The organism is Kitasatospora sp. NPDC036993 (genome assembly GCF_055607525.1).
The window spans coordinates 221,886-242,676 of the sequence record NZ_JBVJRP010000007.1 but is presented as its reverse complement, the minus strand read 5'-3'; the positions used below and the strand labels follow the sequence as shown (position 1 = coordinate 242,676).

Here is a 20,791-nt window from a genome sequence, read left to right as displayed (position 1 = left end):
GCGCGGCGGTCAACTCCCGCTCCGCGCCCGCATTCTGGACCGGAGCCAGGCGAAGCCGACCGCCAGTCCGGCGAATCCGCCGACGGCGAGCTTGATCCCGGCCTTGGCGACGATCCAGCCGATCCCCGGGGCCGACCACCCGAGCCATTCGAACACCGCCAGCAGCACCGCGGCGCCGCACACCGCCGCGAGCACGGTGACCGCCACGGCGGCGGCCCGCGGAAGTTCCCGCGGGCCGTCGGCCCCGTCCCCCGTCGCCGGCTCCGTCACCGTCCCTGCCACCGCGCCGTCCGGTCCGTCGTCCGGGTCCTTCGCCATCTCGTTCGTACCCCCCTCAGCCATGGGGCGATGATACGACCTCAGCGAAGGGCGCGGTGGGTGTCGCCGGCGTGCTCGCCGGTCTCGCCGTCGGGAAAGCTCACGGCCATGGTGACGCGGTACTCGTGGACGTCCTCCCGGTGTCCCGGCACCCGCGCCCAGGCCAGCGAGTGCACCTCGGCGTCGGGGGCCTGCCGGCACCAGGCGGCGGCCTCCTCCAGGGCGCTGGCGGCCGAACGGCCGGTGCACACCACGGCGGTGTACGCGGCGACCGCGACGTCCCCACCGGAGCGACAGGTGCGCGACACCGCCCGGACGGCGGCGGCGGCCTGGGTCAGGTCACGGGCCAGGTCGTCCACCACCCGAGGGGGCGCCGGCAGGACGACCGCCCCCTCGGCGAGGGTCTCCGGCAGGTTCGGGCTCACGGTCTGGACCTCCATCCGCATCATCACGCGGCACAGCATGCCGGGCGGCGATTCCTGGCATGCCCATTTTCACCAGAACGTCACCCGTCCAGGGCCGACTCGGGGCCGCCCCCTGGCGTCCCTGGGCCCGTCCTGGTAGAGAACGCCGCGCCGGGCGTCCGACGTTCCGCCAGGTCAGACGGGCGGCCGGCGGGCGGCGCCGGGGGGCCCGAAACGCCGCGCACGCACCACCCCCGCGCTCCGAACCGCCGGTCCGGCGCCGGGGAGCGCCCACCCCCTGCTGTTGGTCTCCCGGCCAACTGTCCGTACGGGAATGGACGTTGCGCCCGGACAGCGGGGAGCGAGGAGCGGGCGGCCGATGCCCGGGGGTGGCCCCGCACCCCGCCGCACCCCCACTGAAGTGCCGAGTTAACCCCTCGGAGGGCTCCGGTCCGCCTTCCGGTCACCCTGTCCCTGTCAGATCGTCGTGATACTAATCGTCACGGTGGTGGGGCCCGCCCGGTATGGACGGGCACGATGACGACAGATCAACCGTTCCGGAAGGGTCCGGACGGCGACGGGGAGGGGTAGCGGATGACGGCGCGGATCAACGAGGCCAAGGGCGGACGGAAGCTCCGGATCGGCAAGCGGGTCACCGGCACGGCGGCGGCCTTCGCCGCACTGGCCGCACTGACCGGCTCTCAGGTGACGGGCATCGGGCTCGCCCCGGTCGCGGTCGCCGACGTCGGTCCGGTGAACGGCACCGCCGGCCAGGGTGTCGGCCGGGCCCTGCCCGGCACCGACCCAGCGCCTGGCACCCCCGGCACCTTCGGCACCGGCGTTCCCGCCGACGGCGGTGGCACCGTCCAGCTCCCGCAGCCTCCCGGCGCGCTGCCCGGCCTGCCCTCGGCCGGCCCGTTCGCGGCCACCGGCGCCTCCCTGCCCGCCACCGTGTTCGCCGCCTACCTCCAGGCCGAGGCCGCGCTGGCACAGCGCTCGCCGGGCTGCCACCTGCCCTGGCAGCTGCTGGCCGCGATCGGCCAGGTCGAGTCCGGCCAGGCCAACGGCGGCCAGGTGGACGCCGCGGGCACCACCCTGACGCCGATCCTCGGCCCGGCGCTGGACGGCAACGGCTTCGCCGCGATACCCGACACCGACGGCGGCCGCTACGACGGCGACGCCCGCTGGGACCGTGCCGTCGGGCCGATGCAGTTCATCCCCTCCACCTGGGCCTCCTGGGGCGTGGACGCCAACGGCGACGGCAAGGCCGACCCGAACAACGTCTTCGACGCCACCGAGACCGCCGGCCGCTACCTGTGCGCCGGCGGCCGCGACCTCACCGACCCGGCACAGCTCGACCGGGCGGTGCTCAGCTACAACAACTCGGGCGAGTACCTGCGGACGGTGCGCAACTGGATGGCGCACTTCGGCAGCGGCTCGGTGACCACCGTCCCGAACCGTCCCGGCTCGGTGCTCCCGCCCACCTCGCTGCCCACGCCGTACCTCCCGGCCCTCCCCGTCGGCGGTCCCGGCACCGGCGGTACGGGCTCGGGCGACAGCACGCCCGCCACGGAGCCGCAGCCGACCGTCCCGGCCACGCCGACCCCGGACACGTCGCCGAGCGCCCAGCCGACGACCACCCCGACCACTCCGGCCACCACCCCGAGCGGCACCGCCACGCCCACGCCCGACGGTTCGACCTCGCCGTCCGCGACGCCGACGACCACCCCGAGCGGCAGCACCTCCCCGACGGCGACCCCGACCGGCACGCCCACGAGCACGCCCACCGGCACGCCGACGGGCACCCCGACCGGTACGCCCACGGCCTGCCCGGACCCGACGGCGACCGCCACGCCCACCGGCACGCCCACCCCGACGGGCTCCCCGTCCCCGACGGCGACGCCGACCGGGACGCCCACCGCGGCCCCCGGCTGCCCCACCCCCGCCCCGACCGCGACGACCACGCCGAGCGGCGCGCCCAGCACCACCCCCAGCGCCGCGTTCTCGCCGTCGGCGGCTCCGACGAAGTGACCCACCCGACGAAGTGACCCGGGGGCGCGGCTCCTCTCCGGGGAGCCGCGCCCCCGGCGTCCGCGAACCACTCGACGAGGCGGAACGAACCACCCACGCCCGCAAGTGAGTCGGAGGCTCCCGGCCCGCCCGAACCGGCGCCATGCCCCGCCGCTCCTTGCCCCGCCGGAGGGGGTGGGCGGGCCGCGCCCGCGTCTAGGCCCGCGCCGCGCGGTGCTCGCGCCAGCGGCCCAGCATGCCGTGCAGCTCGTCGATCATGAACTCGAAGAAGGCGGCGCTCTCCGCCAGCCGCTCCCCCGCCACCGTGCCGGCGCCGACGGTGGCCTCGCCCTCGCGCAGCACCCGGATCCAGCGCAGCATGATCTCGTCGCGCCGGGTCAGCGACTCGAACCAGACGTCGTTGAGCACCCTGTAGCGGTCGCGCCGGGAGCCGGGCTCGCGTTCCTTGGCGACCAGGCCGACCTGGATCAGGTAGCGCATCGCGCCGGAGACCGCGGCCGGGCTGATCCGCAGGCGTTCGGAGAGTTCGGCGGAGGTGAGCACCCCGCTCTCCTCCGCCATCAGGCAGGAGAAGATCCGGGACGGCATCCGGCCCATGCCCGCGACCACCAGCTCCGCGGCGAAGCGCTCGACGAAGTCCGACACCGCCCTGTCGCCGCGCCCCGCCTCGGTGTCGCCCGCACCCTTCGTCTGCCGCACCGCCCTGCACCCCTTCCCGGTGATCGCTTTCCGCTGCTCGAACTTTAACGCCTTCCCAATCTTCACGTTTTTCTGAACTTACGCTAGCTTCAGAAGTATGACCAAGGCCATCATCCTGTCCGGCCTGCGCAAGGCCTTCGACCGGACCACCGCGCTGGACGGCCTCGACCTGACCGTCGAGACCGGCGAGGTCCACGGCTTCCTCGGACCCAACGGGGCCGGGAAGTCCACCACCCTCCGCGTCCTGCTCGGCCTGCTGCGCGCCGACGGCGGCAGCGCCCGGATGCTCGGCAGGGACCCGTGGCACGACGCCGTCGAGCTGCACCGTCGCCTCGCCTACGTCCCCGGTGACGTCGAGCTCTGGCCCGACCTCACCGGCGGCGAGGCCATCGACCTGCTCTCCCGGCTGCGCGGCCGGCCCGACCGCCGCCGCCGCGACGAACTGATCGAGCGCTTCGACCTCGACCCGACCAAGAAGGGCCGCAGCTACTCCAAGGGCAACCGGCAGAAGGTCGCCATCGTCGCCGCCCTCGCCTCCGACGCCGAGCTGCTCCTCCTCGACGAACCGACCTCCGGCCTCGACCCGCTGATGGAGGTGGTCTTCCAGGACCTCGTGCGCCAGGCCAGGCACGACGGCCGCACCGTCCTGCTCTCCAGCCACCTCCTGGACGAGGTGGAGAAGCTGGGCGACCGGGTCAGCATCATCCGGCACGGCCGGGTCGTGCAGAGCGGCACCCTCGGCGAGCTGCGCCACCTCACCCGCACCACCGTCGAGGCCGAGACCCTCCGCCCGGTCACCGGACTGGAGGCGCTGCCCGGCGTGCACGACCTGCGCACCGAGGGCCACCGGGTCCGCTTCGCCGTGGACGGCACCCGGCTGGACGCCGCCGTACGGGCCCTGAGCGAAGCCGGGCTGCGCAGCCTGGCCAGCCACCCGCCCACCCTGGAGGAGCTGATGCTGCGCCACTACGGCGACGAACTCGCCGCCAACGGGCACCGCGCCGAGGACGAGGCCCCGCGATGACCGCCACCGCCGCCACCGCCGGACCGGCCGCCCCACCCCGCGGGGCGGCGCCCGGCAGCACCCTGGCCGGCACCGCCGCGCTGCTCCGCTTCGCCCTGCTCCGCGACCGCGTCCGGCTGTCCGCCTGGGTGCTCGGCCTCTGGCTGGTCACCCTGGCCACCGCCGACAGCGTCCACAGCCTCTACCCGACCGCCGCCGACCGCGCCTCGATCGCCCACGGCTCGGACAACCCGGCACTCCTCGCGATGAGCGGCCCGGCCCACTACCTGGCCGACTACACGTGGGGCGCCATGCTGAGCCACCGGATGCTCGGCCTGCTGGCCGTCCTCGCCGGGCTGATGGGCGTCCTGACCGTCACCCGGCACACCAGGGCCGAGGAGGAGAGCGGCCGCGCCGAACTCGTCCGCTCCGCCGCCGTCGGCCGGCACGCCCCGCTCGCCGCCGCCCTGGCCACCGCCGCCGTCGCCGACCTCGCCCTCGGCCTGCTGCTCGCGGCCGGCCTGCCCGCCCTCGGCGTCCCCGGCCTCTCCGCCGCCGGATCCGCGCTGTTCGGCGCCGCGACCGCGCTCGGCGGGCTGCTGTTCGCCGCGGTGGCCGCCGTCACCGTCCAGCTCACCGCGCACACCCGCACCGCTTCCGGGCTGGCCCTCGCGGTGCTCGGCGCCGGCTACGCCCTGCGCGCCGCCGGGGACGCCGGGTCGGGCGCGCTGTCCTGGGCCTCCCCGATCGGCTGGCTCCAGCGCGGCTACCCCTTCGTGGACGACCGCTGGTGGCCGCTGCTGCCCGCGCTCGCCCTGACCGCCTCGACCGGCGCCGCCGGATTCGCGCTGAGCAGCCGCCGGGACCACGGCGCCGGCCTGCGCGCCGCCCGTCCGGGACCGGCCACCGGCAGCGCGGCCCTGGGCACCGCGTTCGGCCTCGCGCTGCGCCTGCACCGCGGACTGCTCGGCGGCTTCGCGGCCGCGCTGCTGGTGGTGGGCGCGATGTACGGCTCACTGCTCGGCGACGCCGACTCGCTGCTCAGGGACGTCGACCGGATCAGGGACGCGCTCGCCCGGCTCGGCGGGCCCACCCTCGCCGACTCCTACGCCGCGCTGACCATGCTGGTGGTCGCCGTGATCGGCGGCGTCCACGCGGTGCTGGCGACGCTGCGCCCGCGCGCCGAGGAGAGCGCGGGACGGGCCGCGCCGGTGCTGGCCACCGGCGTGTCGCGGTCCGCCTGGCTGGGCGGACACCTGACGGCCGCCCTGCTGGGCTCCACCGCGGTGCTGCTCGCGGCGGGCGCGGGCTACGGCCTGGCCGGGGCGCTGTCCAGCGGCGACGGGGGCGCGCTCCTGCGGCTGACCGGCGCGGCGCTGGCCTTCGCGCCCGCCCAGTGGGTGACCGTGGGTTTCGCCGCCGCCGTGTACGGCTGGCTGCCCAGGGCGACGCCGCTGGCCTGGCTGGTGCCCGCGTACGCCTTCGTGATCGGCTACCTGGGCCCGCTGCTGGACCTCCCCGCGGGCCTGGAGCGGCTCTCCCCGTACGGCCACGTGCCCCGGCTCCCGGCGGCCCCGATGGACTGGACGCCGCTCGCCGCGCTCACCGCGGTCGCGGCCGCCCTGATCGCGCTGGCCCTGGCCGGGTTCCGGCGCCGCGACGTCCACTGACGCCCGGCGCCGGGCACACCCCGACCGGGATCAGAGGTGCTTGACCAGCTCCGGCATCAGGTCCTGGAAGGTCCGCCCACTGGCCGGCTGGCCGATCGCGGCCATCTGCCAACCCGTCGCCGTGCGCTGCACCTTGGCCATGATCTGGGCGGTGTACGGGCCACCGCCGGTGAGCGTGTAGCGGGCCAGCTCGGTGCCGGTGGTCTCGTCCACGAGCCGACAGAAGGCTGCCTCGACCTCCTGGAAGGTCTGCCCGGTGAAGGAGTTGACGGTGAAGACGATCTGGTCGACCTCCGCCGAGACGGTGGTCAGGTCGACGGTGATGGACTCGTCGTCGGTCGCGGCTCCCGAGCCGCCGACCAGGTTGTCCCCGCTGTGCCGGACCGAACCGTCGTTGCTGTTGAGGTGCTGGAAGAAGACCACGTCCACCGGGCGCCCCTGGGCGAACAGCACCGCCGAGGCGTCCAGGTCGATCTCCCGGCCGGCTGCGAGCAGCTTGGAGAAGAAGCCCTTGCGCTCGGCCGCCTTCCAGCCGAGGCCCATCCGGACCAGGCTCAGCTGCCCACCGCCCGGCTTCTCCAGGCTGATCTTCTGCCCCTTGGCCAGCGAAACGCTCATCGCGCCCTCCTCGTTCTGCCACCGCCCGTGCCGCGAATCTACAGCACTGTAGAAAATTATGATCATCAACGGTGTCCTGCGAGCACCTGTACCCCGTAAGCCCCCGGACCTCACCCCGACGACGGTCCGCATACTGAGGGAACCGGCGGTCCGACGTCTGGCGTAGCCGCGGACCGTGACCGGACGACCGGGACTGCGCACAGTCTAGGGTCGGCCCCGGGGCCGCGCCCGGCAGCGACCGCGCGTCGCCTCCGCACCGATCGCAGTGCTCACGACCGTTCCCGGGCCGCGCCCACCCGCGCCGGCCCACTGACGCTGGGGGGACCACCATGCCCGAGCAGCACGAAGGAACCGAGCAGCACGAAGGAACCGGCAGGCCCGACAGAGCCGGACAGCACGCCGCACCGCAACGCCCCGGGGAGTCCCGCCTCGGGCGCCGCCGCCTGCTCCGGGCCGGCCTCGGCGCGGGCGGCGCACTGGCCACCGTCCGGCTGCTGCCCGGCGGCACCGCCTGGGCCGAGACACCGCCCACGTTCCCCGCCGTGGAGTACGACAGCGCCGAGTACGGGAACTCCCAGTACGGCGGTCTGTGGCCCTCCTCCCACCTGGCAGGCCCGCGCGGCACCGCCGGGCAGGCCTGGCCGGACTGGACCCGCTACGCCCGCATCGCCGACGGCACCTTCAACGAGCCCGCCGACATGCAGAGCGCCGTGGACGCCCTCAAGGCGCAGGAGGTCAGCGTCATCGAGCTGGACACCCTGCTCTCCGACTGGCTCACCGACGCCCAGTTCGCCGCCCACATGGCCGAGGTGAAGATGTTCACCGGCCTGGCCCACGCCGCCGGCCTCAAGGTCGTCATGTACTACCCCTCCCTGGAGCTGATCTCCCCCGGCGGCGAGAAGGGCCGCTCCTTCTACAAGAACGACCAGGGCAAGAACTGGGTCCAGCGCGACATCGCCGGCAAGCCCAACGTGTTCTACGGCAGCGTGGTGGTCTGGGTCGACCCGGGCGACGAGAGCGTCTGGCTCAGCCCCAACTCGCCCTGGCGGGACTACTACCTCAAGCGGATCAAGGGCGTGGCCGCGACCGGCGTGGACGGCATCTGGCCGGACGTGCCGATCTACTTCGACGGCGTGCTCTCCTGGTGCGACGCCTCCACCTGGGGCGCGGCCGCGTTCAAGGCGGACACCGGCCTCGCCCTGCCGAAGGCCGCGAACTTCGCCGACCCGGTCTTCCGCCGCTACGTCGAGTGGCGCCACCGCAACCTGCTCCGGTTCCAGCTGGACATCGCCGACGCGGGCCGCTCGGTCAACCCCGACCTGGTCACCTTCGTCGAGACCGTCTCGATGGACTACCGCTACGCCACCTCGATCGGCCTGGACGGCGGCTACCTGCGCCAGGCCCCCGGCGCCGTCAGCCAGGTCTGGGAGGTGGACATCCTCGGCAACTACGACGGCATGCGCCACGCCACCGCCTCCGACTGGGTCTGCCTGATCTCGATGTACAAGTACGCCCGCGCCGCCAGCGGCACCAAGCCCGCCTGGGCGTTCTCCTACGGCTGGCAGGCCGACGACGCCTCACTGGTGATGTCCCAGCTGCTCGCGGCGGGCTGCAACCCGTACGAGGTGAAGACCCCGTTCAAGAACGACACCGTGGACGCCCCGATGCGCACCCGGATGTACCGCTTCGTCCGCCTCAACCAGGCGAAGCTCTACGACCCGGCCTCGATCGCCCAGGTCGGCGTCTACCACTCCGCGCCGTCCCGGGACTACGTGGCCCCCGGCGAGGGCAACGGGATGTACGTCAACGCCAAGGCGCCGGCCGGGATCACCGACTGGTGGGGCGGCGACGACCCGGCGATGAGCTGCGCCTCGCTCTCCTGGCTCGGCGAGTTCCGGGGCACCGTGAAGGCACTGGTCTACGCCCACGTCCCGTTCGACACGGTGCCCAGCCCCGGCCTGACCGCCGACGACCTGGCCCGCTTCAAGGTGCTGCTGCTGCCCAACCTCCAGGCGGTCTCGGACACCGAGGCGGCGCTGCTGCGCGCCTTCGTCTCGGCCGGCGGAACGATCGTGATCACCGGCCCCGCGCCCACCGCGCTGGACGAACTGGGCGGCCAGCGCACCGAGTTCGCGCTGGCAGACGTGCTCGGCCTGCGCAGGGCCGACCCGCTGCCCGCCACCAAACAGAACTCCTACGGCAGCGGCAGCTGCTGGTACGTCAAGGCGCTGCCCGGCCTGAGCTACCTGACCAAGACCGACCAGGCCTCGGCGGACCAGCTGCTCACCGCCGTCCGGCAGTCCGCCCCGCCGGCCGTCACCCTGGCCGGGGACCGGCGGATCTTCCTGGACGCCCGGCGGCTCGACGCCGACACCGTCGTCCACCTGGTGAACTTCACCAACTTCGGCGACACCCCGGCGGCCTTCCACAGCGCACCCGCCAACTGCACGCTCTCCTACGCCCTCCCGGCGGGGGCGGGCGTCACGGCGGTCACCGTCGCCAGTCCGGACGGCACCGACCCGACGCCCAAGGCCGTCCCGTACACCGTCACCGGCGGGACGGTCAGCGTGCCGCTGACCGTCGCGCAGTACTCGGTGGTGACGATCACCGTCGGCCCGGCCGCCTGACGGGGCCCTATCCGGCGGGCGCGGGAATCCGCCAGAGGGCGGCGGGGTGGGTCTCGCCGCCCGGGGCGGACTCGAAGGCGATCCACTGCCCGTCCGGGGACCAGCTCGGCGCACCGTCGTAGGCGGAGTCGTCACGGGTCACCCGGACGGGCGTGCCGCCGCCCGCCTCCACCACGAAGACCTGGGCGTTGGGCAGATCGCCGAGGTTGGAGGAGAAGACCAGGAAACGGCCGTCCGGGGACCAGCTCGGGTCGGTGTGCTCGCCCGGCGCCTCGGTGACCTGCCGCAGTCCGCCGCCGTCCGCCGCGACCGTCCACAGCGACCAGTCCTCCCGGCCCGCGGTCCGCCGCTGGAAGACGATCCGGTCGCCCCGCGGGGACCAGTTCGGCTGCCGGTTGTCGGTCCCGGTGGCCGGGCCGTCCACCAGCGGGACGGGCGTGCCGCCGGTGCGGCGGACCTTCCAGAGCGAGTCCCGCCCAGCCGCGTCGCCCGCGGCGGCGCGCTCCGGCTCGTGGCTCTGCTGGAAGACGATCCACTCGCCGTCCGGGGAGAAGCTCGGCTCGCTGTAGCCGCTGTCGTCGGCGTGCCTGGTCACCCGCTCGGGGGCGCCGCCGGGCTTCATCAGCCAGACCTCGTCGTGCTCGGACTCCCGGTCGGTGGCGAAGGCGAAGGCGTCGGCGGCGGCGTTCCAGCTGGTGCCGGGAAGGTTGACCGCCGCCTTGTCCGGATCCTCCACCACCTTGCGCGGCGCGCCGCCGTCCAGTGGCAGGACGCTGAGGGCGGCGGCGCCCTGGTTGTAGCCCCCGCTGAACTCGGTCAGCAGCACCGACCGGCCGTCCGGGGCGAAGGCCGGATTCTGGGCGCTGTGGCCGCCCGCGGCGCGGTAGAGCAGCCGCGCGCCGTCGGCACGGCGCTCGGCACCTTCCCCGGTCGGCCACCGCCGTTCCGCATCGCCGGAACCCGAAGCGGAAGCGGAGCCGGAGCTGGGGCCGGGGCCTGGGTCCGAGCCGGAGCCCGAACCGCTGCATCCGGCCAGCAGCAGCGCGGCGGCGGCCACCGCCGCCGGGAGCACACGAGTCCTCATGCCCCACAAGCTAGTTGACGATACGTCAGTTGTCTTACGCCGCCAGGTGGATCGGGCCTCGCCGTCCGGCAGGTGTGGCCGCGCCGCGCGGAGGGCGCCGGTCCGTCACCCCGCGCCGCGCTCCAGCCGCACCAGCGCGTCCACCGCGACCCTGGCGTCCTCGCCGCCCTTGCCTCCGGTGCCACCCCCGCCGCCCCGGTGCCCGGGCTCGCCGCCGACCGTGCGGTGCACCCGCTCGGCGCGGACGGTGCGCAGCCCGCGGTCGGCGAGGTCCGCCAGGACGTCCTGCGGGGTGAAGAGCAGCGCCGGGTCCTGCGGGCCGCCGACGCCCTCGGTGAGGTTGCTCAGGTCGTGCCCGACGACCAGCAGGGTGCCGCCGGGGGCGAGCGCGTCGGCGGCGCGACGCAGGGCGGTCCTGCGGTCCGCGGCGGGGATCTGGAGGTAGGCGACCAGGACGAGGTCGTAGCCGGCGGCGGGGGCTTCGACGGCGCGGGCGTCGCCGTGGCGCCAGGTGAGCCGGTCGGCGACCTCGTCGGGCAGGTCGGAGGTGAGCCGTTCGGCACGTTCCAGGGCGACGGCGGAGAAGTCCAGTCCGGTGACCTCCCAGCCCTGGGCCGCCAGCCAGATGGCGTTGCGGCCCTCTCCGGCGGCCAGGTCGAGGGCGTGGCCTGGGGTGCGGCCGGTCAGTTCGCGGACCACCCACTGGTTGGGCTCGGCGCCCCACACCAGCTCGCTCGCGGCGTAGCGGTCGTCCCAGTCCTGGCTGTCCATCGCGCCTCCTCGTCCGGCGGGCCTGCTCGTACCGGTCAACCTACCGGGCCCCGGCGCCCCCGGTCGGGAACGGTCCAGCGGGCGGACACCCTTGACGGCGAATATTGGTCCAGTCCAATCTGTTCAGTCGTGACGTGAACGGGTCGGAGGCCCGTCCCGTCCGCGCACCGTTCGTCAGCACGCGTCACCAGCCCGCGGCGCCCCCACCGCGCCCGGGCCGGCTCCCCACGGCCCACCCGGGCCACCGCACCGCCGGAACCCCCCACACATCCGGAGGACCCACCGCATGCACGACCGTGTCCTGCCCGCACAGCCCGCCCACCCCGCCGGGGAGCGCGCCGGCCGTCGGGCCGCCCACCGCAGAAGGGCCACCGCACTGGCCCTGGCCGCCACCCTGACCACCAGCGGTGCCGCCATCGCCCTCACCTTCGGCTCCGCCTCGGCCGCGCCGGTCAACCTGCTGGCCAACGGCGACTTCGAGGCCGGCACCCTGGCCGGCTGGACCTGCTCCAACGGCTCGGTCGTCACCAGCCCGGTGCACGGCGGGAGCCGCGCGCTCAGCGGCGCCGCCTCCGCCGGCGACACCGCGCAGTGCCAGCAGACCGTCGCCGTCCAGCCGAACACCACGTACACCCTGGCCGGCTGGGTGCAGGGCAGCTACGTCTACCTGGGCGCCACCGGCACCGGTGTCAACGCCTCGGCCTGGACGCCGGGCGGGACCGGCTGGAACCAGCTGAGCACCACCTTCACCACCGGTGCCACCACGACGTCCGTCTCGGTCTTCACCCACGGCTGGTACGGCACCGGCACGTACTACGCGGACGACCTCACGCTGACCGGCCCCGGCGGCCCCACCTCGACCGCCAGCCCGACGGCCACCGCCAGCCCCACCGCCAGCCCGACCGCGACGGCCAGCCCGACGGCGACCACCAGCCCCACCGCGACCGGCAGCCCGACCGCCACCGGCACCCCGACGGGCACCCCCACGAGCACCACCCCGACCCCGACGGCCACCGCGAGCGGCCCGGCCGGGGACGGCAAGGTCACCACCCCGACCGGCTTCGCGGTCACCAAGGCCACCTCCAACGCGGTGGTGCTCACCTGGCAGCCGTCCACGCTGACCAGCGGTGACGGCCCGGTCTCCTACAAGGTGTGGTCCAACGGCCAGCTGGTCGCCACCTCGATGGGCACCTCGGTCGCGGTCAGCTCGCTGCTGCCGGGCAAGAGCTACACCTTCAGCGTCCAGGGCTACTCCGGCAGCCACGCCTCGGCCCAGTCCGCGCCGGTGAGCACCACGACCGCGGCCGCCCCCGCCCAGCAGCCGATCCGCTCGGCCTACTTCGACCAGTGGGGCGTCTACGAGAACGCCTACAACGCGAAGAACGTCGACACCAGCGGCGCGGCGGGCAAGCTGGACGTCGTCCACTACGCGTTCGCCAACATCGACCCGACCAAGTTCACCTGCTTCCAGGCGGTGAAGGCCTCCGACTCGGGCAACGAGAACAACCCCAACGCCGGTGACGGCGCGGGCGACGCCTACGCCGACTACCAGGCCGACTACAACTCCGGCACCAGCGTGGACGGCAGCGCCGACACCTGGGAGCAGCCGCTCAAGGGCAACTTCAACCAGCTGCGCCAGCTGAAGGCCAAGTACCCGAACCTGCGCTTCACCATCTCGATCGGCGGCTGGACGTACTCCAAGTACTTCTCCGACGCGGCGGCCACCGACTCCTCCCGGAAGGCCTTCGTCTCCTCCTGCGTCGACATGTTCCTCAAGGGGAACCTGCCGACCGGCGTGGCCGGTGACGCCTCCGGCGGTCAGGCCTCGGCGGCGGGCCTCTTCGACGGCATCGACCTCGACTGGGAGTACCCGGGCTCGGCCGGCGGCCACACCGGCAACCACTACTCCCCCGCCGACAAGCAGAACTTCACCCTGCTGCTGAAGGAGTTCCGCACCCAGCTGGACACCCTCGGCGCCGCCCAGGGCAAGCGCTACCTGCTGACCGCGGCGCTGCCCAGCGGCCAGGACAAGGTCGCCCAGCTGGAGACCGACAAGATCGGCAACTACCTGGACTTCGCCGACGTGATGTCCTACGACATGCACGGCGCGTGGGACGCCACGGGCCCGACCAACCACCAGGACCCGCTGCACGACAGCCCGGCCGACCCGACCACGCCGATCACCCCGGGCACCCGCAAGTACAACGTGGACACCACGGTCGCCGCGTACACCACCGGCCTGCCCGAGTACGGCATCCCCGGCGGCTTCCCGGCGAACAAGATCGTGCTGGGCATCCCGTTCTACTGGCGCGGCTGGACCGGCGTGCCGGCCGGCTCGAACTACGGCCTGTACCAGAGCGCGACCGGCCCGACGGCGAAGAAGCCGCTGAGCCAGGAGGCCGGCCTGGCCGCCTGGAAGGAGCTCAACCCGACCGCGGCGCAGACCCACTGGGACCCGGTCACCGAGAGCAGCTGGGTCTACGACGGCACCAACTTCTGGACCGGTGACACCCCGCAGGCCGTCCAGGCGCGCGGGGCCTACGCCAAGAGCAAGGGCCTGGGCGGGCTGTTCGCCTTCTCCCTGGAGAACGACGACGCCTCCGGCACGATGCTCAACTCGATGGACAGCAGCCTGCGCTGACGTCTCGTCATGAGAACGAGCGATGGCCCGCGCGGAACTCCGCGCGGGCCATCCGCGAGCCTGCGGTGCCGCCGTTCAGCGCGGCGGCACCGGGTCCGTCCCGCCGGCGCCCGGGCGGCAGCGCAGCAGCCGCCCGGCCGTCAGCCGGGCCCCGCGCAGCGCGCCGTGCCGGTGCAGCGCCTGCACCGCGTACGTCGAGCAGGACGGGGTGTACGGGCAGCAGGCCGGACGGCGGGGGCTGACCTCGGTGCGGTAGTGGCGCACCGCCCCGTACAGCACCCCGGCCGCGAACCCGCGCGGGGCAGGGGCGGACGGGTCGGCCGCCCGGTGCCCCCGCGCCCCGGTGAGGGCGAAGCGGACGCCGGACACCATCATCACGGGGATCAGCGCGATCAGACAGGGGTCGGCGAACTCGCAGCATCCGTCGGCGCAGCAGTCCGACCCCTCCCTGCCCAGGCGCTTGCGCCGCTCGGCCTTGGCGTGCTCCTTCTTGCGGTAGAGCTTCCGGTACTCCTCCCATGCCCGGCGCTGCTTGCGCCGTCGGAGCCGCTCGGCGGCGGGCAGCCACCACCAGGCGCGCTCCGGGCGGGCGGGCGGGTGGTGGGCGCCGAGATCCGGCGTCGGGTCGGACACTGCTGACGATCCCCTCGTTCGCTCCGCCGGGGGCCGACCCCCGACGATCCGGGCAAGATTATCCGAGGATCATCTGCCCGGATCCACGCCGGCCGGTCAGCCGCTGAGGTCGAGCGAGGGGAAGAGGTCCTCGAACGGCTGGGTGGTCACCGAGACGCTCCGGGAGAACGGGTTGTCGAAGTCCCAGATGATGAACAGCAGGAAGGAGATCAGCACGCTGAAGCAGAGCGCCAGGATCAACTCCCGCGGCGTGCGCCGGATCTGGAGCGCGAACAGCATGCCGACAGTCACCACCGCACCGCCGATCAGGCCGAGCCAGACCACCCCGGGCATGCTCGGCCCGGCGTTCTGTCCACGCTCGCTGCGGGCTTCGGAGGCCTGGCTGATCCGGTCCATGATCGGCTGGTAGCCCTGCGACTCCAGGTCGGAGGCGGGCGACCGGGTGGCCACGTCGTTCCTGAGCTTCAGGAGCAGCTGGTCACCCTTCTCGGTGATCGAACCGGTCTCCTTCATGTAGGACCACTCGGTGTTCACCACGTATGTGACGTAGGCATCCACATCGGCGCGGACCTGGTCCCGGAACTCCGCCGGGTAGACCACCGCCCGGTCGCTCACCTCGCGCAGCGACTGCGCCTCGTTGAACAGGTCGTCCTGGGCGGAGCCTCGCGCCTCCCAGACACCCGCGATGGCGAGACCGAGGACGATCGCGTAGACCACCCCGATCATCATCGTGATGTACTCGATGACGTCCGGGGTCTCGTCGGTGTTCTCCTCCGCGGTCGCGCGGCGCTGCCTCAGCAGCACCACCACCAGGACGACGGCGCAGGCCGACGCCATGGCGATGATCAACGCTACCAGCTCGGACATGGGAACTCCCTTCTCTGGCTTGGCTTGTGGCGGAACGGAAAGGCAAGGGGGACGGCCCCGGCCCGGTCCGCCGACCGGCTCCCGGCCGGCGGACCGTCAGGGGTCGATCAGGACCGGCCGGAGCGGCCACCGCCGCGCGCTCCGCCACGGCCCGGACGCAGGACCGCCGCCGCGAGCACGCCGGGCAGCATGATCACCAGCAGCGTGGTGGTCATCGAGGTGCTGCGGCTGGGCTTGGCCTGGGACAGGGGCTGCGCCGCCGGGACGCGGTAGGTCAGCCGCGCCGACGGGGTCGGCCACAGCGGGCTGGGACGGGCCGGGCTCGGCGAGGCGGCGGGACTGGGGGCCGCCGGACTGGGCGCGGCCGGGCTCGGAGCCGCCGGGGCCGGGGTTGCCGGGGCCGGGACGGGTACGGCCGGGACGGGTACGGCCGGCGCGGGAGCGGGCGCCGCGGGAGCCGGGGCTGCCGGTGCGGGCGCGGCCGGAGCCGGGGCGGGTGCCGGGGGCGGTGCGGGCGCGGGCGCGGGCGCGGGCGGTACCGAGGGTGCGGGTGACGCTGGAGGCGCGGGCGAGGCCGGAGACGGGGTGGGAGCCGGCGTCGGACTGGGGGACGGTGCGGTCGGCGACGGCGTGGGGGTCGGCGACGGCGACGGGCTCGGGGTCGGCGACGCGGTGGGCGTCGGGGTCGGAGTAGGTGTCGGGGTCGGCGTGGGGGTGGGAGTCGGCGTGGGGGTGGGAGTCGGCGTCAGGGTGGGGGTGGGAGTCAGTGTGGGCGTCGGAGTCGGGGTGAGGGTCGGTGTCGGGCTGGGCGTGTGACTGGGAGTCGGCTTCGGACTGGGGGTCGGCTTCGGACTCGGGCTCGGACAGGGGTGCGGGTGGTGATGGTGATGGTGGTGGTGATGCCCGCCGTGGCCGCCGTACCCGTCGCCCTCGTGGTCGTCACCGCCGTACCCGTCGCCGTCCGGCCCCTCGTCGTGCCCTTCGCTCGGGTTCCCGGACTCGCTCCGCAGACCCGCCGGACGCGAGGGCGTGGGGAAGGACGCGGTGGGCACCGGACGCGAGGGCGTGGGAAAGGACGCGGAGGGCGCCGGACGCGAAGGCGTGGGGATGGGCGCGGAGGGTGTCGGGGTGGCCTTGGGGGTGTGGCAGGGGTGGTGGCCGTGCGGGGGCTTGGGCTTGTGGTGGCCGAGCCCGGCGCCCGGGCTGACGCTGACCCCGACCTGGACGTCCACGTCCACGCCGACCGTCACCTGCCCGCCCGGCCGCACCGACATCGACACATCGGTCTCGCCGCACACGCAGGTGTCCACCACCGGGCCGTGCGGGTGCCCGCCCGGGTACCCGGCACCGGAGGCCGTCGCCCCGGTCACCAGCGCGCAGATCGCCACCACGCCGGCCGCCGCGCCGATCAGCCGCACCTGCCGCCCGGGGGTCGCGCCCCCGCCGCCGTCGGGCGGTATCCGGCGGATCTGCCGAAGCTGGGGCATGGGCTCCACACACCTCTCGGATCGTCCGGGGAGGACGGAACGGGCTCGGGCCGACCGGCCGCGAGGGAATGGGCAGAATGGGCAAGGCCGTCGAATGCGGTCACATTTCCGACAGAAACCCCTTCGGGCACGACCAGAAGTGATCAGAAACGATCAGGCGGACGGCCCGCCTTCGGGGGCGGGCCGTCCGTCATCAGGTCAAACGATCTTCGAGCCGGCCGGTTACGGTCCGCGCCCGCTGTTCCGTGCGCTCAGCTGCGGCGGTTCGCGATCTCCACGTTCTCCAGCACACCGACCGCGTCCGGCACCAGGATGGCGGTCGAGTAGTAGGCGCTGACCAGGTAGGAGATGATCGCCTTCTCGTCGATGCCCATGAAGCGGACCGACAGCGACGGCTGGTACTCGTCCGGGATGCCGGTCTGGTGCAGGCCGATGACGCCCTGGTTGTCCTCGCCGGTACGGATCACGAGGATCGAGCTGGTGTTCTCCTTGGTGATCGGGATCTTGTTGCACGGCAGGATCGGCACCCCGCGCCAGGCCGGCACCTGCTGCCCGCCGAGGTCGACATGAGCGGGGTACAGCCCGCGGGCGTTGAGCTCCCGGCCGATCGCGGCGATGGTCCGCGGGTGGGCGAGCAGGTAGTCGGGGTCACGACGGCGGTTGAGCAGCTCGTCCAGGTCGTCCGGGGTGGGCGGGCCGGACTGCGTCTGGATCCGCTGGTCGAAGTCGGCGTTGTTGAGCAGGCCGAACTCCGGGTTGTTGACGATCTCGTGCTCCTGGCGCTCGCGCAGGGCCTCGATCGTCAGCCGCAGCTGGTGCTCGATCTGGTTCATCGGCTGGTTGTAGAGGTCCGCGACGCGGGTGTGGACCTTCAGGATGGTCTGCGCGACGCTCAGCTCGTACTCACGCGGCTTGAGTTCGTAGTCCACGAAGGCGCCGGGCAGCTCGTACTCGCCGTGGTGGCCGGCCGACATGGCGATCTCGGCCTCGCCGCGCTCGTTCTGCGCCTGGAGCGGCAGGGCGAGGAAGGCCTGGAGGTGCTCCTGGAGGCCAGGCGCGTTGTCCCGGATGGCGGCGAAGTCCGCCCGGGTCAGCGTCAGCGCGACACCGGCGGTGGCGGTCTTGGCCGTGAACTCCCAGACGGCGTCGGGGTTCAGCAGCGCGTCCTCGCCGAACCGGTCACCGTCGCCGGCCACGCCGACCACGGTGTCGTCGCCGTACTTGCCGGTGCCGATCTTGTTGATCTTGCCGTGCGCGATCAGGAAGATCCGGTCGGCGGCCTCGCCCTGGGTGGCGAGCACCTCACCGGGGCCGAAGTCCCGCTGCTGGCAGCGGTCGGCCAGGGCGGTGAGGACGTCCTCCTCCTCGTAGCCGCGCAGCAGGGCCAGCTCACCGAGCTCGGCCGGGATCACCCGGACCTGCGAACCGGTCTTGATGAACTCCACGACGCCGTTGCCGACGGCGTAGGTGAGCCGGCGGTTGACGCGGTAGGCGCCACCGGCCGCCTGCACCCAGGGAAGCACCTTGAGCAGCCAGCGGGAGGTGATCTCCTGCATCTGCGGTGCGGACTTGGTCGTGGTGGCAAGGTTCCGGGCAGCGGCCGTCGCAAGGCTCTGCTGCTTGACCTGCTCTGTCTCCGGGCTCGTGTCCACGGGCATCGGCAGGACTCTCCATTCCTGTGGTCTGGTCACACGCCCGGGGGCACACCGGCCGCCCTGGCGCATGCCGTGACGGATCATCAGATCCGATTACTGGTGGGGGCGCTGGCGAAATCAAGCGAAGAAGCGGCCGCCGTCTCCCGGCGACCCACCCGGAACCCTAGATCACCAAGGCCTCGCCGGGCCCGCACGGAGGCCGACTACCCCCCGATAGGGTGAATCTCGCCCAGTCCACTTCCACTGCGCCGAGGACTGCAGGAACAATCGTTCGCCACTGCGATCCCCGTGCTGCCCAAGGCCTCCCACCCTGGCCACGGCCCTGCCGGAGCACCTGGGAATCCGCCGCCCGGCGTCAACCCGGCGCACACCACCCCGGCGGTTCGCGCCGGTGCCGGCCGGTGCCGGCCGTGTCGCCCGTGGTTCCCGTACCGCCCGCGGCCGCGCGGTCGGCCACGGCCGCGCGAAGGGCCCGTCAGGTGCCGGCACGGGGGAAGCCGGCACCTGACGGGGGATCGGGGGCACGGACGTCGTCGGCCTCGCCGCCCCGAGGAGCGTAGGCGCCACTCCCCCGGGGATCACCCTCCTCGGCCCCGGTCCGTACCGACGCGGGAGCGGCCTGCGGACACCGGGCACCCGGCGGTCGCGTTCCGACCGCGCGGGCGCGCCCGGGGGCCTATCCTTCGCCGCCCTCCCCCGCCGCACTCACCGCCCGCGCAACCCGCGCAGCCCTCAGCCGCACGGCGGCAGGATGTCGCAGAGCGCGGTCAGCGCCGCCTGGTAGGCGTGGTCCGGCGGGGTGGCGTAGCCGACCACCAGGCCGTCGGCGGCGGGCATCAGTTCCTCGCCGATCGCCGGGTGCCGGTAGTCGGCGAGCCCCTCGACGGCCAGGCCCCGGTACGCGGCGGCCTTGAGCACCGAGCGCTCGGTGCCCGGCTCCAGGCGCAGCACCGCGTGCAGTCCGGCCGCGATGCCGGACACCTCGACGTGCGGGGCGCGGGCGGCGAGCGCGGCCACCAGCCGGTCGCGGCGGTCCCGGTACTGGCGGCGCATCCGGCGCACGTGCCGGTCGTAGCCGCCGGAGTCGATGAACTCGGCGAGCGTGAGCTGGTCCAGGGCACTGGCCCAGCCCTCGCGTTCGCCCTTGGCGGCGAGCACCCGGTCCACCAGGTGGTCGGGCAGCACCATCCAGCCGAGCCGCAGCGCGGGGCTCAGGCTCTTGCTGGTGCTGCCGAGGTAGACCACCCGCTCGGGGTCGAGCCCCTGGAGGGCGCCGACCGGCTGGCGGTCGTAGCGGAACTCCCCGTCGTAGTCGTCCTCCAGGACCAGCCCGCCGCGTCCGCGCGCCCAGTCGACCACGGCGGCGCGGCGGCCCGGGTGCAGCGGACCGCCGGTCGGGAACTGGTGGGCGGGGGTGAGCAGGGCCGTCCTGACGTCCCGGTGCCGCGCCAACTCGCCCGTCCGGGCACCCCGTTCGTCGATCGGCAGCGGCACGGTGGCGACGCCGGCGGCGGCCAGCAGCCCGCGGTGGAAGCCCAGCCCGTACGCCTCGACGGCCAGCGGTCCGTGCTCGGCGGGCGGCAGCGCCGGCGCGGCGCCGTCGAAGAGCAGCCGCAGCGCGTGGGCGAAGCCGGAGCAGACGACGATCCGGTCCGGGTCGGTGCGCACCCCGCGGGCGCGGGAGAGGTAGTCGGCCAGGACGGTGCGCAGTTCGCGCCGGCCGTGCGGATCGCCGGGCCCGAAGGCCTCGTTGGGGGCCGCGGTGAGCGCCCGGCGGGCGGCGGCGAGCCAGGCGGCGCGTGGGAAGGAGGCGGCGTCGGGCCGGCCCTGGCGCAGGTCGTGGGTGGGGCCAGGCCGGCGCGAGGGGCGGCGGGCCCGGGCGGGCGGGACGGGTTCGGCCCGCTCCGCGACGGTGGTGCCGGAGCCCTGACGGGCGGTCAGCCAGCCCTCGGCGACGAGTTCGGCGTAGGCCTCGGCGGCGGTGTTGCGGGCCAGGCCGAGGTCGGCGGCGAGGGCCCGGTAGGGCGGCAGCCGGGTGCCGGGGGCCAGTCTGCCGCTGCGGATCGCCTCGCGCAGCGCCGCCATCAGCGCCGCGCGGCGGCCGCCGCGTGCGGGCAGGTCGAGGTGCAGGTCACTGCCGGTCGGGTGGGCGGGCCCGGAGGGGTGCGTGCCCCGCGTGTCCGTCATGGTCACGCACCCTACCGGCCGCCGGGACACGGCCCTGCGGGCGGCCCGGCCCGCAGCCCGGGCCACCGGCTACGGGCTACGGGCTACGGGCTACGG

Annotated in this window: 15 protein-coding genes; 5 read left to right on the top strand and 10 right to left on the bottom strand. The window is 74.2% G+C overall.

The features are described from left to right. Nucleotides 1-9: 9 nt before the first annotated feature. Both ACZ7C5_RS17260 and ACZ7C5_RS17255 read right to left on the bottom strand, forming a co-directional pair. Nucleotides 10-342 (bottom strand): hypothetical protein, encoded by a 333-nt coding sequence (locus ACZ7C5_RS17260; RefSeq protein WP_401084110.1) that lies wholly within the window; start codon nt 340-342, stop codon nt 10-12. Between the two features lie 17 nt (nt 343-359). Further along, nucleotides 360-743, bottom strand: coding sequence for a hypothetical protein (locus tag ACZ7C5_RS17255; RefSeq protein ID WP_401084108.1), 384 nt, complete (start codon nt 741-743; stop codon nt 360-362). A 573-nt stretch (nt 744-1,316) separates the two neighbouring features. Between ACZ7C5_RS17255 and ACZ7C5_RS17250 the strand changes: the two genes are divergently transcribed. After that, on the top strand, nt 1,317-2,753 hold the full coding sequence (locus ACZ7C5_RS17250) for a lytic transglycosylase domain-containing protein (RefSeq protein WP_470322857.1): 1,437 nt from the start codon (nt 1,317-1,319) through the stop codon (nt 2,751-2,753). A 195-nt stretch (nt 2,754-2,948) separates the two neighbouring features. Here ACZ7C5_RS17250 and ACZ7C5_RS17245 read toward each other — a convergent pair whose 3' ends face one another. Further along, nucleotides 2,949-3,452 (bottom strand): GbsR/MarR family transcriptional regulator, encoded by a 504-nt coding sequence (locus ACZ7C5_RS17245; RefSeq protein ID WP_401084519.1) that lies wholly within the window; start codon nt 3,450-3,452, stop codon nt 2,949-2,951. Between the two features lie 97 nt (nt 3,453-3,549). Here ACZ7C5_RS17245 and ACZ7C5_RS17240 point away from each other — a divergent pair, with 97 nt between their 5' ends. Then, a complete protein-coding gene (locus ACZ7C5_RS17240) occupies nt 3,550-4,476 on the top strand; it encodes an ABC transporter ATP-binding protein (protein ID WP_470322856.1) in 927 nt (308 codons plus the stop codon). Next, complete coding sequence (locus tag ACZ7C5_RS17235; RefSeq protein WP_401084102.1) at nt 4,473-6,125, top strand: ABC transporter permease; 1,653 nt, start codon at nt 4,473-4,475, stop codon at nt 6,123-6,125. Before ACZ7C5_RS17240 ends, ACZ7C5_RS17235 begins: the two co-directional genes overlap by 4 nt. Nucleotides 6,126-6,155: 30 nt before the next feature. Here the strand turns inward: ACZ7C5_RS17235 and ACZ7C5_RS17230 are convergent, their stop codons facing one another. Continuing rightward, nucleotides 6,156-6,743 (bottom strand): TerD family protein, encoded by a 588-nt coding sequence (locus tag ACZ7C5_RS17230; protein WP_188296929.1) that lies wholly within the window; start codon nt 6,741-6,743, stop codon nt 6,156-6,158. 329 nt (nt 6,744-7,072) lie between these two features. Between ACZ7C5_RS17230 and ACZ7C5_RS17225 the strand changes: the two genes are divergently transcribed. Then, on the top strand, nt 7,073-9,370 hold the full coding sequence (locus ACZ7C5_RS17225) for a type 1 glutamine amidotransferase family protein (protein ID WP_401084100.1): 2,298 nt from the start codon (nt 7,073-7,075) through the stop codon (nt 9,368-9,370). Between the two features lie 7 nt (nt 9,371-9,377). On the opposite strand, the gene ACZ7C5_RS17220 is transcribed toward ACZ7C5_RS17225, so the two are convergent. Beyond that, nucleotides 9,378-10,454 (bottom strand): TolB family protein, encoded by a 1,077-nt coding sequence (locus ACZ7C5_RS17220; protein WP_401084098.1) that lies wholly within the window; start codon nt 10,452-10,454, stop codon nt 9,378-9,380. 105 nt (nt 10,455-10,559) lie between these two features. Beyond that, nucleotides 10,560-11,225 carry a class I SAM-dependent methyltransferase gene (locus tag ACZ7C5_RS17215; protein ID WP_401084096.1) on the bottom strand — a complete coding sequence of 222 codons (666 nt, stop codon included), beginning with the start codon at nt 11,223-11,225 and terminating at the stop codon, nt 10,560-10,562. Nucleotides 11,226-11,511: 286 nt separating this feature from the next. On the opposite strand from ACZ7C5_RS17215, the gene ACZ7C5_RS17210 reads away from it, so the two are divergent. After that, nucleotides 11,512-13,866, top strand: coding sequence for a glycosyl hydrolase family 18 protein (locus ACZ7C5_RS17210; RefSeq protein ID WP_401084095.1), 2,355 nt, complete (start codon nt 11,512-11,514; stop codon nt 13,864-13,866). 75 nt (nt 13,867-13,941) lie between these two features. Here ACZ7C5_RS17210 and yidD read toward each other — a convergent pair whose 3' ends face one another. The 4 genes from yidD to pdxR form a co-directional block, all read right to left on the bottom strand. Next, the gene (gene yidD / locus ACZ7C5_RS17205; RefSeq protein ID WP_401084093.1) at nt 13,942-14,499 is read right to left on the bottom strand and encodes a membrane protein insertion efficiency factor YidD; all 558 of its coding nucleotides are present in this window, start codon (nt 14,497-14,499) and stop codon (nt 13,942-13,944) included. Nucleotides 14,500-14,595: 96 nt separating this feature from the next. After that, nucleotides 14,596-15,366, bottom strand: a complete 771-nt coding sequence (locus ACZ7C5_RS17200) for a bestrophin-like domain (RefSeq protein WP_470322855.1) — start codon at nt 15,364-15,366, stop codon at nt 14,596-14,598. A 1,738-nt stretch (nt 15,367-17,104) separates the two neighbouring features. Then, nucleotides 17,105-18,511, bottom strand: coding sequence for a family 2B encapsulin nanocompartment shell protein (locus tag ACZ7C5_RS17195; protein ID WP_401084090.1), 1,407 nt, complete (start codon nt 18,509-18,511; stop codon nt 17,105-17,107). Nucleotides 18,512-19,240: 729 nt separating this feature from the next. Continuing rightward, complete coding sequence (gene pdxR / locus ACZ7C5_RS17190; RefSeq protein ID WP_401084088.1) at nt 19,241-20,695, bottom strand: MocR-like pyridoxine biosynthesis transcription factor PdxR; 1,455 nt, start codon at nt 20,693-20,695, stop codon at nt 19,241-19,243. Nucleotides 20,696-20,791 lie beyond the last annotated feature (96 nt).

Excerpts from the sequence above, each read along its gene's own strand:
- ACZ7C5_RS17260 (WP_401084110.1), bottom strand. The coding sequence starts at position 342 with ATGGCTGAGGGGGGTACGAACGAGATGGCGAAGGACCCGGACGACGGA.
- ACZ7C5_RS17250 (WP_470322857.1), top strand. The coding sequence starts at position 1,317 with ATGACGGCGCGGATCAACGAGGCCAAGGGCGGACGGAAGCTCCGGATC.
- ACZ7C5_RS17240 (WP_470322856.1), top strand. The coding sequence starts at position 3,550 with ATGACCAAGGCCATCATCCTGTCCGGCCTGCGCAAGGCCTTCGACCGG.
- ACZ7C5_RS17235 (WP_401084102.1), top strand. The coding sequence starts at position 4,473 with ATGACCGCCACCGCCGCCACCGCCGGACCGGCCGCCCCACCCCGCGGG.
- ACZ7C5_RS17230 (WP_188296929.1), bottom strand. The coding sequence starts at position 6,743 with ATGAGCGTTTCGCTGGCCAAGGGGCAGAAGATCAGCCTGGAGAAGCCG.
- ACZ7C5_RS17225 (WP_401084100.1), top strand. The coding sequence starts at position 7,073 with ATGCCCGAGCAGCACGAAGGAACCGAGCAGCACGAAGGAACCGGCAGG.
- ACZ7C5_RS17220 (WP_401084098.1), bottom strand. The coding sequence starts at position 10,454 with ATGAGGACTCGTGTGCTCCCGGCGGCGGTGGCCGCCGCCGCGCTGCTG.
- ACZ7C5_RS17215 (WP_401084096.1), bottom strand. The coding sequence starts at position 11,225 with ATGGACAGCCAGGACTGGGACGACCGCTACGCCGCGAGCGAGCTGGTG.
- ACZ7C5_RS17210 (WP_401084095.1), top strand. The coding sequence starts at position 11,512 with ATGCACGACCGTGTCCTGCCCGCACAGCCCGCCCACCCCGCCGGGGAG.
- ACZ7C5_RS17200 (WP_470322855.1), bottom strand. The coding sequence starts at position 15,366 with ATGTCCGAGCTGGTAGCGTTGATCATCGCCATGGCGTCGGCCTGCGCC.
- ACZ7C5_RS17195 (WP_401084090.1), bottom strand. The coding sequence starts at position 18,511 with ATGCCCGTGGACACGAGCCCGGAGACAGAGCAGGTCAAGCAGCAGAGC.
- pdxR (WP_401084088.1), bottom strand. The coding sequence starts at position 20,695 with ATGACGGACACGCGGGGCACGCACCCCTCCGGGCCCGCCCACCCGACC.